This is a genomic window from Maricaulis parjimensis (assembly GCF_016817355.1).
In the GTDB taxonomy this organism is placed as follows: domain Bacteria; phylum Pseudomonadota; class Alphaproteobacteria; order Caulobacterales; family Maricaulaceae; genus Maricaulis; species Maricaulis parjimensis.
Window position 1 is genome coordinate 187,521 of sequence record NZ_JADOTT010000002.1, and the last position, 13,017, is coordinate 200,537.

At 63.2% G+C, this 13,017-nt stretch carries 14 protein-coding genes; 8 read left to right on the plus strand and 6 right to left on the minus strand.

Annotated features, from left to right (window positions below; all coding sequences use genetic code 11):
• Positions 1–24: 24 nt before the first annotated feature.
• From I0K07_RS04405 to aguB, 3 genes are read left to right on the plus strand one after another with little or no spacing between them, the layout of a single operon-like run.
• Complete coding sequence (locus I0K07_RS04405; protein ID WP_203291617.1) at positions 25–1,041, plus strand: agmatine deiminase family protein; 1,017 nt, start codon at positions 25–27, stop codon at positions 1,039–1,041.
• 1 nt (position 1,042) lies between these two features.
• On the plus strand, positions 1,043–2,218 hold the full coding sequence (locus I0K07_RS04410; protein WP_238934533.1) for a serine hydrolase domain-containing protein: 1,176 nt from the start codon (positions 1,043–1,045) through the stop codon (positions 2,216–2,218).
• A 3-nt stretch (positions 2,219–2,221) separates the two neighbouring features.
• Positions 2,222–3,079, plus strand: coding sequence for an N-carbamoylputrescine amidase (gene aguB, locus I0K07_RS04415; RefSeq protein WP_203291618.1), 858 nt, complete (start codon positions 2,222–2,224; stop codon positions 3,077–3,079).
• Here the strand turns inward: aguB and I0K07_RS04420 are convergent.
• The 3 genes from I0K07_RS04420 to I0K07_RS04430 form a co-directional block, all read right to left on the minus strand.
• Positions 3,046–3,255, minus strand: a complete 210-nt coding sequence (locus tag I0K07_RS04420; RefSeq protein ID WP_203291619.1) for a hypothetical protein — start codon at positions 3,253–3,255, stop codon at positions 3,046–3,048. The genes aguB and I0K07_RS04420 overlap by 34 nt on opposite strands.
• 141 nt (positions 3,256–3,396) lie before the next feature.
• A complete protein-coding gene (locus I0K07_RS04425) occupies positions 3,397–3,654 on the minus strand; it encodes a YjhX family toxin (protein WP_203291620.1) in 258 nt (85 codons plus the stop codon).
• Between the two features lie 183 nt (positions 3,655–3,837).
• On the minus strand, positions 3,838–4,479 hold the full coding sequence (locus I0K07_RS04430; RefSeq protein WP_203291621.1) for a MarC family protein: 642 nt from the start codon (positions 4,477–4,479) through the stop codon (positions 3,838–3,840).
• 185 nt (positions 4,480–4,664) lie between these two features.
• Between I0K07_RS04430 and I0K07_RS04435 the strand changes: the two genes are divergently transcribed.
• The 4 genes from I0K07_RS04435 (at position 4,665) to I0K07_RS04450 (ending at position 8,027) form a co-directional block, all read left to right on the plus strand.
• Positions 4,665–6,284 (plus strand): peptide ABC transporter substrate-binding protein, encoded by a 1,620-nt coding sequence (locus I0K07_RS04435; protein WP_203291622.1) that lies wholly within the window; start codon positions 4,665–4,667, stop codon positions 6,282–6,284.
• Between the two features lie 80 nt (positions 6,285–6,364).
• The gene (locus tag I0K07_RS04440; protein ID WP_203291623.1) at positions 6,365–6,913 is read left to right on the plus strand and encodes a hypothetical protein; all 549 of its coding nucleotides are present in this window, start codon (positions 6,365–6,367) and stop codon (positions 6,911–6,913) included.
• Positions 6,906–7,409, plus strand: a complete 504-nt coding sequence (locus I0K07_RS04445; RefSeq protein WP_203291624.1) for a GNAT family N-acetyltransferase — start codon at positions 6,906–6,908, stop codon at positions 7,407–7,409. The genes I0K07_RS04440 and I0K07_RS04445 overlap by 8 nt, the downstream gene beginning before the upstream one ends.
• Positions 7,410–7,526: 117 nt before the next feature.
• Positions 7,527–8,027, plus strand: a complete 501-nt coding sequence (locus I0K07_RS04450; RefSeq protein WP_203291625.1) for a helix-turn-helix domain-containing protein — start codon at positions 7,527–7,529, stop codon at positions 8,025–8,027.
• 293 nt (positions 8,028–8,320) lie between these two features.
• Here I0K07_RS04450 and I0K07_RS04455 read toward each other — a convergent pair whose 3' ends face one another.
• Positions 8,321–8,746, minus strand: a complete 426-nt coding sequence (locus I0K07_RS04455; RefSeq protein ID WP_203291626.1) for a hypothetical protein — start codon at positions 8,744–8,746, stop codon at positions 8,321–8,323.
• 1,098 nt (positions 8,747–9,844) lie between these two features.
• On the opposite strand from I0K07_RS04455, the gene I0K07_RS04460 reads away from it, so the two are divergent.
• Positions 9,845–10,369 carry a hypothetical protein gene (locus tag I0K07_RS04460; RefSeq protein WP_238934536.1) on the plus strand — a complete coding sequence of 175 codons (525 nt, stop codon included), beginning with the start codon at positions 9,845–9,847 and terminating at the stop codon, positions 10,367–10,369.
• Between the two features lie 53 nt (positions 10,370–10,422).
• Here the strand turns inward: I0K07_RS04460 and I0K07_RS04465 are convergent, their stop codons facing one another.
• Entirely contained in the window at positions 10,423–11,469 is a 1,047-nt protein-coding gene (locus tag I0K07_RS04465; RefSeq protein ID WP_203291628.1) for a 1,9-bis(guanidino)-5-aza-nonane synthase, read from the minus strand.
• A complete protein-coding gene (locus I0K07_RS04470) occupies positions 11,466–12,704 on the minus strand; it encodes a type III PLP-dependent enzyme (RefSeq protein WP_203291629.1) in 1,239 nt (412 codons plus the stop codon). The genes I0K07_RS04465 and I0K07_RS04470 overlap by 4 nt, the downstream gene beginning before the upstream one ends.
• Positions 12,705–13,017 lie beyond the last annotated feature (313 nt).

The window sequence follows — 13,017 nt, forward strand, 5'->3', positions numbered from 1 at the left end:
CGCCGCGTGATAGAGGCGCGCCCCATGAACACGATCCAACTGCCCCACGAAACCGCGCCGGTCCGCCGGATGTTCACCTGCTGGCCGTCGGCCGCCGACCTCTGGGAAGAGGATCTGGAACCGGCGCAGGCGGAGTTCGCGGATTTCCTGTCCAAACTCCTGGTTCCGGCCGCTGACGGCAGAGAACTGGAACTGGTCATCCTGACAGCCACGGAACAGGCCGAAGCCTCGGCGCGAGCGGCATTGGGCCTGCAGGCCCGGATCGAGCCTGCCGATTTTGGCGATGTCTGGGCTCGCGATACCGGTCCGGTCTTCCTGCGCGAGGACGGCTGCGACATCGCTGTGCGTTTCCGTTTCAATGGCTGGGGCGGCAAGTATGAGCTGCCGGGCGATGACACGGTCGGGGCCGAGATGGCCCGGATTGCGGGCGCCGAAATCCGCACGGTTGACCTGGTCGCCGAAGGCGGTGCGCTGGAGTTTGACGGCGAGGGCACGCTGATCTCGACGCGCCAATGCCTGCTCAATCCCAATCGCAATCCGGACCTCACCGAGGCCGAGGTGGAAGCGCGCCTGAAGGCAGCGCTGGGCGTGGAGACGATCCTTTGGGTCGATGAAGGTCTGCTGGCCGACCATACGGACGGGCATATCGACAATATCGTGCGCTTTGCCCGCCCCGGCGTGGTGATTTGCCAGGCACCGGCGGACCGGGATGACCCGCAGGGTGATGTGCTCAACGCCATCGCGGCCCAGCTGGAGACGATGGTGGATGCCCGGGGGCGGACGCTGGAAGTGCACCGCATCCCTTCGCCGGGTGCCGTGGACCTGGGCGATGGGGAGCTGGTTCCGGCCAGCCATATGAATTGGGTGATCGGACCGCGCCATGTCGTGGTTCCGACCTATGGCACGCCGAGCGAGACGGCGGCGCTGGATGCTCTGCGCCCCCTGTTTCCCGATCATGAGATTGTCGGATCATCGGCGCGTGCCATACTGACGGGTGGAGGGGCGTTCCACTGTGTCACCTGTCACCAGCCCGGAGAGTAGATTGATCCGAACCGTATTGAGCGCGTTTTGCTTGGCCGGACTGGCGGTTCTGCCGGCTGGCGCTTCGGATGATGCCAGCCCGATCGTTCAGGACGGAGCGCCGTCCGCCTATCTCGACACATTGCGGGAAAGGCTGGACGCCGCCATGGCCGATCCGCGCATGGTGGGTCTGGTCGCTGCCGTGATCGAGGATGGCGAGCCCGTCTTCATCTATACGCATGGGGAGACCGCCGCCGGGTCCGGCGAGGCGGTGACACGGCAGACCCTGTTCCGAGCGGCCTCGGTCTCGAAAACCTTCACGGGCACGCTTCTGGGACTGCTGGAGGCGGATGGCCTGCTGGACCTGGACGCGCCTGTCCCCGGTGATGTGCTGCGCGTGCAGGGTGCCCGCCAACCCACGCTGGAGGAAGTGGCCAGTCACCGGACCGGCCTGCCGCCCAATGCCTATGATCTGGACCTGGAGGCCGGTCAGGCCCCGTCGCGGATCCGCGAGCGTCTGGCCCGGGTGGATCTGCTCTGCCCTGTTGGCGAGTGCTACACCTATCAGAACATCGCTTTCTCGGCGCTGGAGCCGGTTGTCGAGATGGCCTCGGGCGAAGCCTTCGACACGGTGCTGGAGCATCGTCTGATCGAGGCGATGGGCCTGCCGTCCGCCTCGATCGGAACGGCGGCGCTGACGGCCTCGGACTCCTGGGCACGGCCGCATGCCGGCTGGCGTCGCGATATGAACCGGCCGGGTGATCCGGAAACCAATTACGACCGGATACCGTCGGCTTCGGGTCTGAACCTGTCGCTGGATGATCTCATCCTCTGGGCGCAGATCCAGCTGGGCACGCAACCGGGCCTGCCGGAAGCGGTTCGCACCCGGATCCACGCTCCGCTGACGCCAACCTTGCGCGAGACGCGGCGCTTGGGGGATCTGCGTGAGCGGGTGAATGAGACCTGGTACGGGCTGGGCTGGCGCATCTATGACTGGCAGGGTCGCACCCTGGTTTTGCATTCGGGCTATCTGTCGGGCTATGGCGCGCAGATCGTGCTGGAACCGGAGACCGGTTTCGGCTTTGTCGCCCTTTGGAACTCGGACAACCGGCTGGCCTGGTGGCTGTGGCCGACCGTGATGGATTTGCGAACCGGCGACGGGCCTGGGGCCTGGCTGGACCGCTTTGAGGAGGACTGATCCATGCCCCGCACCCTTTCCGTCGCCGCACTGCAGGCGCCCTTCGGGACCGACATGGCGGTCAATATCGAGACGGTGAAAACCCTGGTCCGCGATGCTGCCGGCCGGGGTGCGCAGGTCATCCTGCCGCCGGAACTCTTCCAGGGGCCGTATTTCTGCAAGGTGCAGGATGAGGCCTTCTTCGCGACAGCCTATCCGGCGATGGAGCATCCCTGTGTGACCGAGCTGGCACCGCTGGCGAAGGAATTGGGCGTGGTGATCCCGGTGTCGATCTATGAGCGCGACGGGCCGCACTACTACAACTCACTGGTCATGCTGGACGCGGATGGCACCGCGATGGGGGTCTATCGCAAGAGCCACATTCCGGATGGTCCCGGCTATATGGAGAAATTCTACTTCCGGCCGGGTGATACGGGTTTCAAGGTCTGGGACACGAAATTCGGACGGATCGGTGTTGGTATCTGCTGGGACCAGTGGTTCCCGGAAGCGGCGCGCATCATGACGATGATGGGGGCGGAGGTCCTGCTCTACCCAACGGCGATCGGGTCGGAGCCGCATGATGACAGCCTGGATACGGCGGTTCGCTGGCAGCGCGCCATGCAGGGCCATGCCGTGTCGAATGTGATCCCTGTCATCGCCGCCAACCGGGTGGGCGATGAGGGCGGCCAAGTCTTCTATGGATCATCCTTCGTGGCGGATCATACCGGCGAGAAGGTGAGCGAGCTGGACCGTCACGAAACGGGTGTGATTGCCAGCACGTTCGATCTGGATTTCCTGCAGCGCCATCGCGCGGCCTGGGGGTTCTTCCGGGATCGGCGGCCGGATCTTTATGCGCCGTTCTTCTCGCCGCGCACGGCCTGAAGACGGGCTTTGCGGGCCGGAATGAACAGGGCCAGCACCATGATGACAGCGAGCGAAGGCCAGCCAAAAGCGATGGCCTGATCGGTCTCGCCGCGGCTGAGACTCCAGGCCGAAGCGGTCAGGCCCGCCAGGGCGACCAGCGTGGCAATGATCAGCATAATCAGGCGTGTGCCCATGCTTTCCTCCATCACCCCCCGGTGTTGTTATGGACCCCTACAGGTTCTTTAGGACGGGATGATGGCAGATCTTGGCTAATACTTGGTTTCCGCCCGGCTTCGACCTGATTGTGCATCAGTCCGCAACCGGGCGGATAAGGGCTAGCGATTGTCCGGTTGTGATCGGACGCGTTTCAGGCCGAGCCGGGTGATGCGGTAGGGACCGCCGCCCGACGAGGCGATGTATCGGCGCCGTTTCAGTTTTCCGAACAGGCCGAGCGAGCAGCCGGGCCAGGCCCAGCCATCGCGGGTGATGGTTGTGATGTCGATGATACGGCCGCGATCATCCTTCTCGAAATCGATGCGGCCACCTTGAGCGAGCAGGTGAAGCACACGCTGCTCGGGGCGTGAAATGTCCATTGTGTGTCCAGCAAAAAGGCATGGGGATACAGGCCGCAGCATCCGGCTGCGGCGGTGATCTCTAGGTGCCCGGTCGGAAACTGACCGGGCCCTACCAGGCCTCTTGGCTGATGGACATAAACACTCCGATTGGAACCCCGGAGATAAGGCTTGGTACGCAGACGCGCAAGTCCTGATGAGCGATCAGCCGCCCATCAGGGCGCCCTTGATCCCGTCGAAGATGAATTGCGCGGCGAGGGCGGCCAGGATGACACCGAGGATCCGAGTGATCATGGCGGCCATGGATTCGCCGATCAGCTTCATCACCGGCACGATCAGCAGGAAGGTGACCAGGCAGATCAGCAGGATGATGCCGGTCGCGCCCAGGATGACGCCCTGGGCCAGAAGGTTCGGGGCGTCGGCCATGAACAGCATCATGGTGGCAATCGCGCCCGGACCGGCCAGCATCGGGATGGCCATCGGGAAGACGGAGATGTCGTCCCACTGATCGGGATGGTTATTGTGCTCGTCCATGATCTCCTCGGCGCGCTCCTCGCGGCGCTCGGTGCGCTTTTCGAAGATCATTTCCAGCGCCATCAGGAAGAGGAGGACACCGCCGGCGGCGCGGAAGGCGTCCAGCGAGATATGCATGGCATTGAGCAGCCAGGATCCGCCGAAGGCGAAGGCCAGAAGGATGAAGGTGGAGATCACCACCGAACGGATCGCCATCTTGCGGCGGTGCGCCGCCGGTGCGCCCTCGGTGAGGGCGGCAAAAATCGGTGCCACGCCGGGCGGGTCGATGGCCACGAAGAAGGTGACGAGAGCGGAGGTGAAGAGTTCGAGCATGACGGGGTCCTGTCCTGAGCGGCCCGCATAACCGGACGGATTTGAAAGGTCACGGAAAATCTTTGCTGCAGCGCGCAGACTGGCCATGCAATTAAGCAAACATCCCGCCGCGCTGCCGGTTTCCCCGAATTTCCTTGTTGTGCCCCAGAGCCCGGGCCAAGCTGGCTCAAACGGGGGATTTCATCATGCGCGTGTTCAACCGGCCGCCCTGGGTGGTACTTGCCGCGACAGCCTGCCTGTCGGCTTTTCTGTCCGCCTGTGGCGGGGCGCCGGATGAGGGCGTGGCGATTCATCGCGGCAATCGGCTGGAACCGGGCATGCTGGACCCGGCCAAGGCGATCATCATGGATGAGCGTACGATCGTCGCTGATCTGTTCGTTGGTCTTTATGAGCCGCTGGCCGATGGTACGCCGCGCCTGGGCCTGGCCGAAAGTGTGGAGATTTCCGACGACGGGCTGGTGTGGACCTTCAGCCTGCGCGAGGCGAACTGGTCGGACGGCGTACCGATTACGGCGGATGATGTTGTCTTCGGTCTCCAGCGCACGCTGGACCCGGCGACGGGCAATCAATATGCCGCCCCGCTCTTTCCGATCCGCAATGCGGCGTCGATCTATATGGGTGAGGCGGAGGTGGAGACACTGGGTGCGGCGGCGCTGGACGCGCGCACGGTCGAGATCGCGCTGGAATATCCCACGCCCTATCTGCCCTCCATCCTGATGTATTGGGGACAGCCGCAGCCGCGCCATGCGATTGACGCGCATGGGGATGACTGGATGCGGCCGGAAAACCTGGTGGTCTCCGGGGCCTACCGGATGACGGACCGGCGCACCGGGAATTTCATCCGGCTGGAAGCCAATCCGCAATTCCATGACGCCGACCAGATCTGTGCTGACACGATCTATTACTATCCCACGGTCGACACGGCCTCGGCGGAACGCCGGGTGCGCAGTGGCGAGCTGGACCTGAATGTCGAATTCTCCGCCGCCAATACGGATTTCCTGCGCGAGCGCGCGCCGGACCTCGTCCAGACCGTGCCGGGCCTCTATATACGCGCGATCGACTTCAACACGGCCAGCGAGCCCTTCGACAATGGAGATGTCCGCCGGGCCCTCTCCCTGGCGATCGACCGGCGTTTCATCGCCAATGACATTCTCGGCGGGGATGATCTGCCGGCCTGGCGCCAGGTGCCCGAAGGCATTCCCGGACGGCCCGACGGGGTGGGGCTGGATTTCGCCGATCAGCCGATGGAGGCGCGCCGCGCCGAGGCGCGCGCCCTGCTGGAGGCGGCCGGGTTCGGGCCGGACAATCCGCTGCGCTTCACCCTCTACTACCAGCCCGCGGCCGGCTGGCCGCGCATTGTGCCGGTCATCCAGCAGGACTGGCGCCTGATTGCCGACTGGGTGGAGGCCGAGGTGCAGGTGCGCGACAGCCAGATCCACTATCAGGCCATGCGCGGCGGGGATTTCCAGGTGGCGACCACGGCGTGGGTGCCCGATTTCCTCGATCCCTATGGTGTCCTCCTGCAATGGGAGACACGGGCCGGCGAGATCAATAATACGCGCTGGAATTCGGCCGAATATGACGCGCTGACCGATGCCGCCCTCAACACGGTCGACCCGGTCCGCCGGGCCGAGCTCTATGCGCAGGCGGAACAGATGTTCCTGGACAGCCATGCCAATATCCCGGTCTTCTTCGAGGCCACCCGCAAACTCGTCTCGCCGCGCATCACTGGCTGGGTGACCAATGCGGCGGGGATCAATCAAAGCCGCTGGCTGTGCACGGTGGAGGCGGGGGGAGCCGAATGATCCGCCTCCTTCTGCCGCGGAGGGCTGTGCGAAAGCGCCCGTCGGGATAATCTGTCACAGAGATTGATGCGGGGGATTTCATGCCGGATTGGCTGCCGCCCATATTGGGCACGCTGGATATTGCCGCCTTTGCGGCGCTGATCATCGGTGTGTTCTGGAATGCCCGGGAGACGCGGCGCGGCACCTATATCCAACTGGAAACGGAGGCGCTGGAGCTGTTCCGCTTTGAAGCGGAATACCGGAGTGTGATGTCGCGCCTGCAAAATGATGACCCGGACAGGCCGGTCGAGCTGGACCCGGATGACACGGTCGTCGCCAATAATTACTTCTTGCAGACGCTGAACCTGTTCGAGATCGCTGTGCGCCTGCGCCGTCGGCGCAATCTGGAAAAGACGGTTTTCGGCACTTGGGTGGCCTGGTTCCTGGAAGCGTCCGAATACCCCTATTTCCGCAAGCAATGGGCGGAGTTCCGGCTGCACTACTCCCCCGACATGCGCGGGATTTTCGATGAGTATTTCGCCCGTGTCCCCGATCTGAGCGGTGATTTTGAAACCCGCCAGCGTGTCTTTTATGAGGTGGCCGGCAAGCGCATGAAGTGCAAGACGATCTCGAGGTGGTTGGATGACTGATGTCGACATCACCATTCGTCCGACCACGCCGGACCAGACGGCGGCGCTGGCTGAGTGGGCCGCGCCGCGCCTGAGGGCCCTGCCGGACTATATCTCGCACGGCGAAATCCTCTCTGGCCGAAGTCTGGATGGCGTGCATTGGGTCGAGGATCTTGACACAGTGCTCGCCCGCGATTTCGCGGCGTGTCTGGAGAGCGGTGGCATGGTGTTTGTCGCTGAGACCGACGGGCAGATGGCGGGCTTCTGCGCCGTGTTCTGCCAGACCACGCCGCACGGCCAGTCCATCGCCACGATAGAGGACATGCTGGTCGATGACAGTCTCCGGCGCGACGGGGTCGGCCGGGCCTTGCTGAAAACCGCCGAGGCCTTCGCCGACAAAAAGGGCGCCGACCACATCCTGCTGGAAAGCGGTATCGGCAATGCTGGTGCCCATGATTTCTTCGAACGCCAGGGCTATGGCGTGGTCTCGAAAGTGTTTGCGCGCGGGAAACCGTGATCGCGGCAGGCCTGTCGGGGGCGTGTCGAGCGGGTGTCGTGTTCCTGTCGTGCCCGTGTCGTGGTGGTCCGGGCGGTTCCGGGCTGAGTTGGGGGCGTCACAGCAAGCGAGGTTGCCATGAGCATTTGTGAACGCCGGACGGAGCGGGGCTGGTCCCAGGAAGATCTGGCCCTGCACACCGGGTTGAGCCCGCGCACGATCCAGCGGATCGAGGCGGGCCGCAAACCGTCCCTGGAATCGCTCAAGGCCCTGGCGTCTGTGTTCGAGACCTCTGTCAGCGAACTCATGAAGGACGACACCATGACCACGACCACCCAAACGGCCGCCGCCCCCGACGCGGTCCCCGCCGAGCTGCACATCGCGGAGAAGGAAGCCATCGCCTATGTGCAGAATCTCAAGGCCTTCCATCTGCACTGGATCAGCTTCCTCTTCGTCATGCCGGCGCTCTACGGCATCAATTCTCTCGTCAGCCCCGACGTGCCCTGGTGGAGCTGGGCCGGCCTGGCCTGGGGCGCCGCCCTGGTCTTCCACGCCGTGATCATCTTCGGCCTGTTCGGCCTTTTCGGCACGGACTGGGAACGCCGTGAGTTTCATCGCCGGATGGGATCGGGCCGATAGGGGCTGGGCCTTGAAACACCCCCTCTCCCCCACTGGGGAGAGGGATAAAGGGTGAGGGGCGTGCGGCGTCAGCCGCACAGAGAAAGAGTCTTGGTGGCGCTCACGCGCCGCCCCTCATCCGCCCCTTCGGGGCACCTTCTCCCCGGTGGGGGAGAAGGGGTGAAAAACACGCCCAGCACAGCCTCCGTCATCCCCCGGCTTGTCCGGGGGACCTCGGCCAACAAGCAGACAGGTTAGCGCAGGTCCCCCGGATGCCGGCTTCGCCGTCACCGTGGGATGACGGATGGTGATGTTCATTCGTCGAGAGCCGCATGACGCCCGGCGGGCTCGCCGGCCTGTTTGGCCGCTTCCGCCGCTTCGTGCTCGGCGATCGCCTTGTCGAGGTCTTCGATGAAGCCCTCATGTAAGGCCTGCTGGATTTCCCGGCTTTCGCGTCGCTTGCGCAAACTTTCCAGGCCTTCGGCGATCTTGATGAAGCGCAGGGTCATGATCTGGTAGCGCTCGGCTTCTTTGGGTTTCTTGTCCATCAGGGCGAGCTGGGCCGTGGAGAAGGTGCCGCGGGCGACTGTTTCGGGTGTGACACTGTCCAGGAAGCGGGCCATCACCTCCGGCCGCACGCCGAAGCGCGAGAGCGTGTCAGGCGTCTTCACCTTGATCCCGGACCAATGGGGCTGCGAGCCGGGCTGGCGGCGATGGGACTGATGATGGCGGGGACGCATGGCGCTCTCCTTTGCAAAGGGGACAGGGGAAGGATCGCCACGGTGGTGCCACCTGGCGGGATGAGGCGTGCGGGGGCCGGCCGAAGCCGATCTTTGTAGTTTTGTGAGTGGCGCCGACAGACACCCCGCACACGGAGATTTGCTCAGCGCCCTTGGGGCGCTGCTCCGAAACCGGCCGGGTTCGTGCGACGGTCGAGGCTTAGTGCCGTCCGTCCTGGCCGATGGCCCTGCCAGAATGCGCCGTGGTCAACCCGACACACCCGGACAAGCTCCGCAATCCTCCCACCCCCGGCCGACCGGACCGGGCCTCGAGTGGTGCGAGGACGGGGGGAGTCTAGGCACAGGTTTGGAGGGTGGGGATAAGTTTGGGGGTTCCGGGTATGCCCTCTCCCTCGGGGAGAGGGTGGCGCGCATGCGCCGGGAGAGGGGGAAATCCCGGTTTGGGCGGGATCGCTGGGATCTCGCCGATCCCCCTCATCCGCCCCTGCGGGGCACCTTCTCCCCGGGGAGAAGGGGGTGTTGAGCCCGATTCAAACTATTTCCAGCTTGTCATCCCGGACGGGTGCCCGGCGCAGGCCGGGCGGAGATCCGGGACCCATACGCCCGGTGCTCGTCCAGCTTGCCGCGACGGCGGCGCCTGCTTTCGGGAGACGTCCGTGATCATGGGTCCCGGCTCTGCGCCCCCGATCCAGTCGGGGGCATCCGGCCGGGATGACAAGGGAGTGGGGTGACGCGCTGCAGCGCAGACCAGCCCCTGGATCACTTGCCGGGACGACGCCGTATCCGGTTCTCAAGGTCAAGGGCGCCTTCAGCGCCGCTTCGCGGTTCCACCCTTGAGCTTGAGAACCGGATACGGCCTGCTGGCTGGCATGTGATTTTGGTGAGGGAAAGGCTGACTTGCTTGAGTCAAAGGCGAGTTTATCGTTGAGCTTAGCGTTGTATGTGGAGGCAAGCTCAATGGCCGCTATGAAAAAAGGAGGCAAGCCTCGGCTTCTCCATCGGTACACCTCAGCGGCATCGGCTATGAACGTCTTGAGCACGAACAGCCTTACTTTGTTATCTCCTGCGAGTTGGGAAGACCGCAACGACCGGGAGTACATGGATGCGTTCAAGCGATATGCGAAAGCAGAAACGTTGCTTGCGCTATGTCTGACGGCAGCGTCAGAGACGCATCATCATTGGAGTGTATTCGCACCCGGCACAGACGGTGTTCGAATTGTTCTCGATGAAGAAAAGCTCAAGCAAGTGACTGGTGATGGCTCGGGCGTCACAATGCGAGACGTTGAGTACCGCACTATTGAGAAGATGGGAAAGCACCCACTTCTTCCGAGCGATCTACCTTTTATCAAGAGGTACCCCTATCGAGGGGAGGAAGAGGTCAGGCTGTTGTTTCATTCCAGCGAATGTTTTCGATTTCACAGCATCAAGCTCTTAGAAGGTACCATTCGAGAAGTCGCGCTAAGCCCGCGACTCCCAGAAGCTTTCTCAGATGACATGAAAGCCGCAATTCAAGCAGCCGCCGAAAAATCAGATGCGGGAACCCCCAGAGTCTATCGGTCAACGCTTCTGGAAAACAATGATTGGATCAAGTTCGCAAAGAAATTTGAGGTCCCTGACAATTGAAAAAGCCCCGGCGCTCTGCACCGGGGCTTCTTTCATTCCACTATCCCAGACCCTCAGTCCTGGAACATGTCGCCATAGCGGTGGCGGGGGCGTTTTTCCCAGGCCTTGCGGTGGTAGACATCGGAGACGATGACCGGGGCCACGGTGCTGGCTTCGGCGAAGACCATTTGTTCCAGGGCGACGTCGACCTTGCCCCAGGAGCAGGCTTCCTTGAGCGTGGAGGAGGAGCAGGCGCCGTCGCGGACGTCGGCGACGGTGATCTGGACGGCATAGGCGTGCATCGGGACCTCTTCGCCGAGGATTTCGGCGCAGACGACCGTGTCCTGGGCGAAGTTCTTCGGCACGCCGCCGCCGACCATGAACAGGCCGGTGACGCCGGCCTTGATCTTGATCTCGGTCAGCTCGCGGAAATCGGCCACGCTGTCGATGGACAGGTAGGGCTTGTTTTCCTTCATGCGCTGGACCTGATGCTTCACCAGGCCAAAGCCGGCGGAACAGTCGGAGAAGGCCGGGCAGAAGATCGGCACGCCGTGCTCATAGCATTCCTGCACGAGCGAGCCTTGCTTCTTGGCATTGCCGTCGGCCAGCCATTTGCCCATTGCCTTGATGTAGGAGCGCGAGGAACGCGGTCCCGGCTCGAGCATGTCGGCGATTTCCAGGGTGGCGTGGTCGCAGGCCTGGAGTTCTTCCTCGTCGATATAGGTGTCGTAGATGCGGTCGATATAGAGATCGCGCAGCACCCGGTCGTCGGGGATTTCCTTGGCCTGATAATGCTTGAAGCCCATGGCTTCGAAGAAGTCCATGTCCACGATGGAGGCACCGGTGGAGACGATGGCGTCGACCATGTTGTGACGGACCATGTCGCGCCAGACATGCATGCAGCCACCGGCCGAGGTGGAGCCGGCCAGGGTCAGGATGACCGAGCAGTCCGGATCCGCGACAGCGGCTTGCAGGATGCGGGCGGCGCGGGCCGCGTCACGCGAGGTGAAGGACATCTTCTCCCAGCTGTCGATCATCTGGCGGCCGTCAAAGGCGGTGATGTCGATATGCTCGATCGGGGAGGAGAGCAGCTCGGCCTTGCGGTTCGAGGTATCACTCATGCACGTCTCCTAAGTCTGGGGCGGCGGCGCCGGGCGCGCGCGAAGGAAATGACGGTCGCTTCGGTATCGTCCGCCTGATCGGGTTGGACCTCGAACATAGACGGCCAGGGCATATCCTCAACCGCAACACGTTCGACGGTTCCGAAACCGTTGAAGTCGGTCGCCAGCGCGGTGCCATAGGCGCCGAGCATGCCGATCTCGATGATATCGCCTTCGGCAATGTCCGCCGGCAGTTCGAACGGGCCGGGAATGGCATCCATTGAATCGCAGGTCGGGCCGAACAGGCGGAAGGAGGCCGTTTGCGCGCCGGGCTCACCCTTGGCGCGGTGCAGACGGACCGGGAAGGGCCATTTGGCGTGGGCGGCGTCGAACAGGCGGCCATAGGCGCCGTCATTGAGGTAGAGGGCATCGCCCTTCACCAGTTCGACACGGGTCAGCACGCTCTCGCACTCGGCGACCAGTGCCCGGCCCGGCTCACACCACAGGTCGGCATTCTCCAGGACCATCATCTCCTCGAAGGCATCCTCGATCGCGGCGATGTAGTCATCCATCGGCGGCGGGGTCATGCCCGGATAGATGGAGGGGAAGCCGCCGCCGACATCGACAATGTCCACGGTCACCCCGGCCTGAACGATCAGGCGGGAGGCTTCCAGCATGGCGGAGCGATAGGCCGAGGGCTGCATGCATTGCGAGCCGACATGGAAGCTGACACCCAGCTCTTCGGCATGGGCGCGGGCCTTGCGGATCAGCTCGGCGGCCTCATAGGCGGGCACGCCGAACTTGCCCGCCAGCGAGAAGATGGCCCCGTCATTGGAGACGGCCAGGCGCACGATCAGCGTGACGTCCTTGGCGTAATTCGTCTCTTCGAGGATCTTCTGAAGCTCGGCTTCGCAATCGAGGGCGAAAATCCGCACACCGAATTCGTAATAGGCGCGACGAATGCTCTCGCGGCTTTTCACGGGGTGCAGGAAGGCCATGCGGGCACCGGGACAATGCTCGGTCACCAGCTTGATTTCAGGAATCGAAGCGACGTCGTAGAAGCGCGTGCCAGCCTTGTGGAGCGTCTGGAGAATCCAGGGGCTCGGATTGGCTTTGACGGCGTAGAGGACTTCGCCCGGAAAATTGTCCTGGAACCAGTGGCTCGCGTGTTCGACACGATCCGGACGTGCGCAGACGACCGGATTTTCTACGTGCCGTGAACGGACCAGGTCCAGGGGCGTATGGTACGTGTGCAACTCACGTGACCCCCTGTTGGCAGTTAACCCAATCCGGCATCGTCGCCTCCGCCGGGAGAAGCGCAATTAAAGTCACAAAAGCGCTGTGTAAAGTGGGAATTTTTTGTGCGGTGCACTTTGTCATGGAGGCATTCCTCCGGTTGCGAAAGGCGACCCGAGTGTGGTCGGTCGGGCCCGGCCTGACAAGGGGTGCAAATATTGATCTGTCTACTGATCTGTTTCCATTGAGTCGGGTTTCACAAAACTTCAAAACAAAGCCGGTGAATTCTGTAAAGGAAGTGTCATATTCCGAGTTGTCGCAAAAATTTCAAAT

Coding starts and splice junctions, on each gene's coding strand:
- I0K07_RS04405 (WP_203291617.1), top strand. CDS start 25: ATGAACACGATCCAACTGCCCCACGAAACCGCGCCGGTCCGCCGGATG.
- aguB (WP_203291618.1), top strand. CDS start 2,222: ATGCCCCGCACCCTTTCCGTCGCCGCACTGCAGGCGCCCTTCGGGACC.
- I0K07_RS04420 (WP_203291619.1), bottom strand. CDS start 3,255: ATGGGCACACGCCTGATTATGCTGATCATTGCCACGCTGGTCGCCCTG.
- I0K07_RS04425 (WP_203291620.1), bottom strand. CDS start 3,654: ATGGACATTTCACGCCCCGAGCAGCGTGTGCTTCACCTGCTCGCTCAA.
- I0K07_RS04430 (WP_203291621.1), bottom strand. CDS start 4,479: ATGCTCGAACTCTTCACCTCCGCTCTCGTCACCTTCTTCGTGGCCATC.
- I0K07_RS04435 (WP_203291622.1), top strand. CDS start 4,665: ATGCGCGTGTTCAACCGGCCGCCCTGGGTGGTACTTGCCGCGACAGCC.
- I0K07_RS04440 (WP_203291623.1), top strand. CDS start 6,365: ATGCCGGATTGGCTGCCGCCCATATTGGGCACGCTGGATATTGCCGCC.
- I0K07_RS04445 (WP_203291624.1), top strand. CDS start 6,906: ATGACTGATGTCGACATCACCATTCGTCCGACCACGCCGGACCAGACG.
- I0K07_RS04450 (WP_203291625.1), top strand. CDS start 7,527: ATGAGCATTTGTGAACGCCGGACGGAGCGGGGCTGGTCCCAGGAAGAT.
- I0K07_RS04455 (WP_203291626.1), bottom strand. CDS start 8,746: ATGCGTCCCCGCCATCATCAGTCCCATCGCCGCCAGCCCGGCTCGCAG.
- I0K07_RS04460 (WP_238934536.1), top strand. CDS start 9,845: ATGGATGCGTTCAAGCGATATGCGAAAGCAGAAACGTTGCTTGCGCTA.
- I0K07_RS04465 (WP_203291628.1), bottom strand. CDS start 11,469: ATGAGTGATACCTCGAACCGCAAGGCCGAGCTGCTCTCCTCCCCGATC.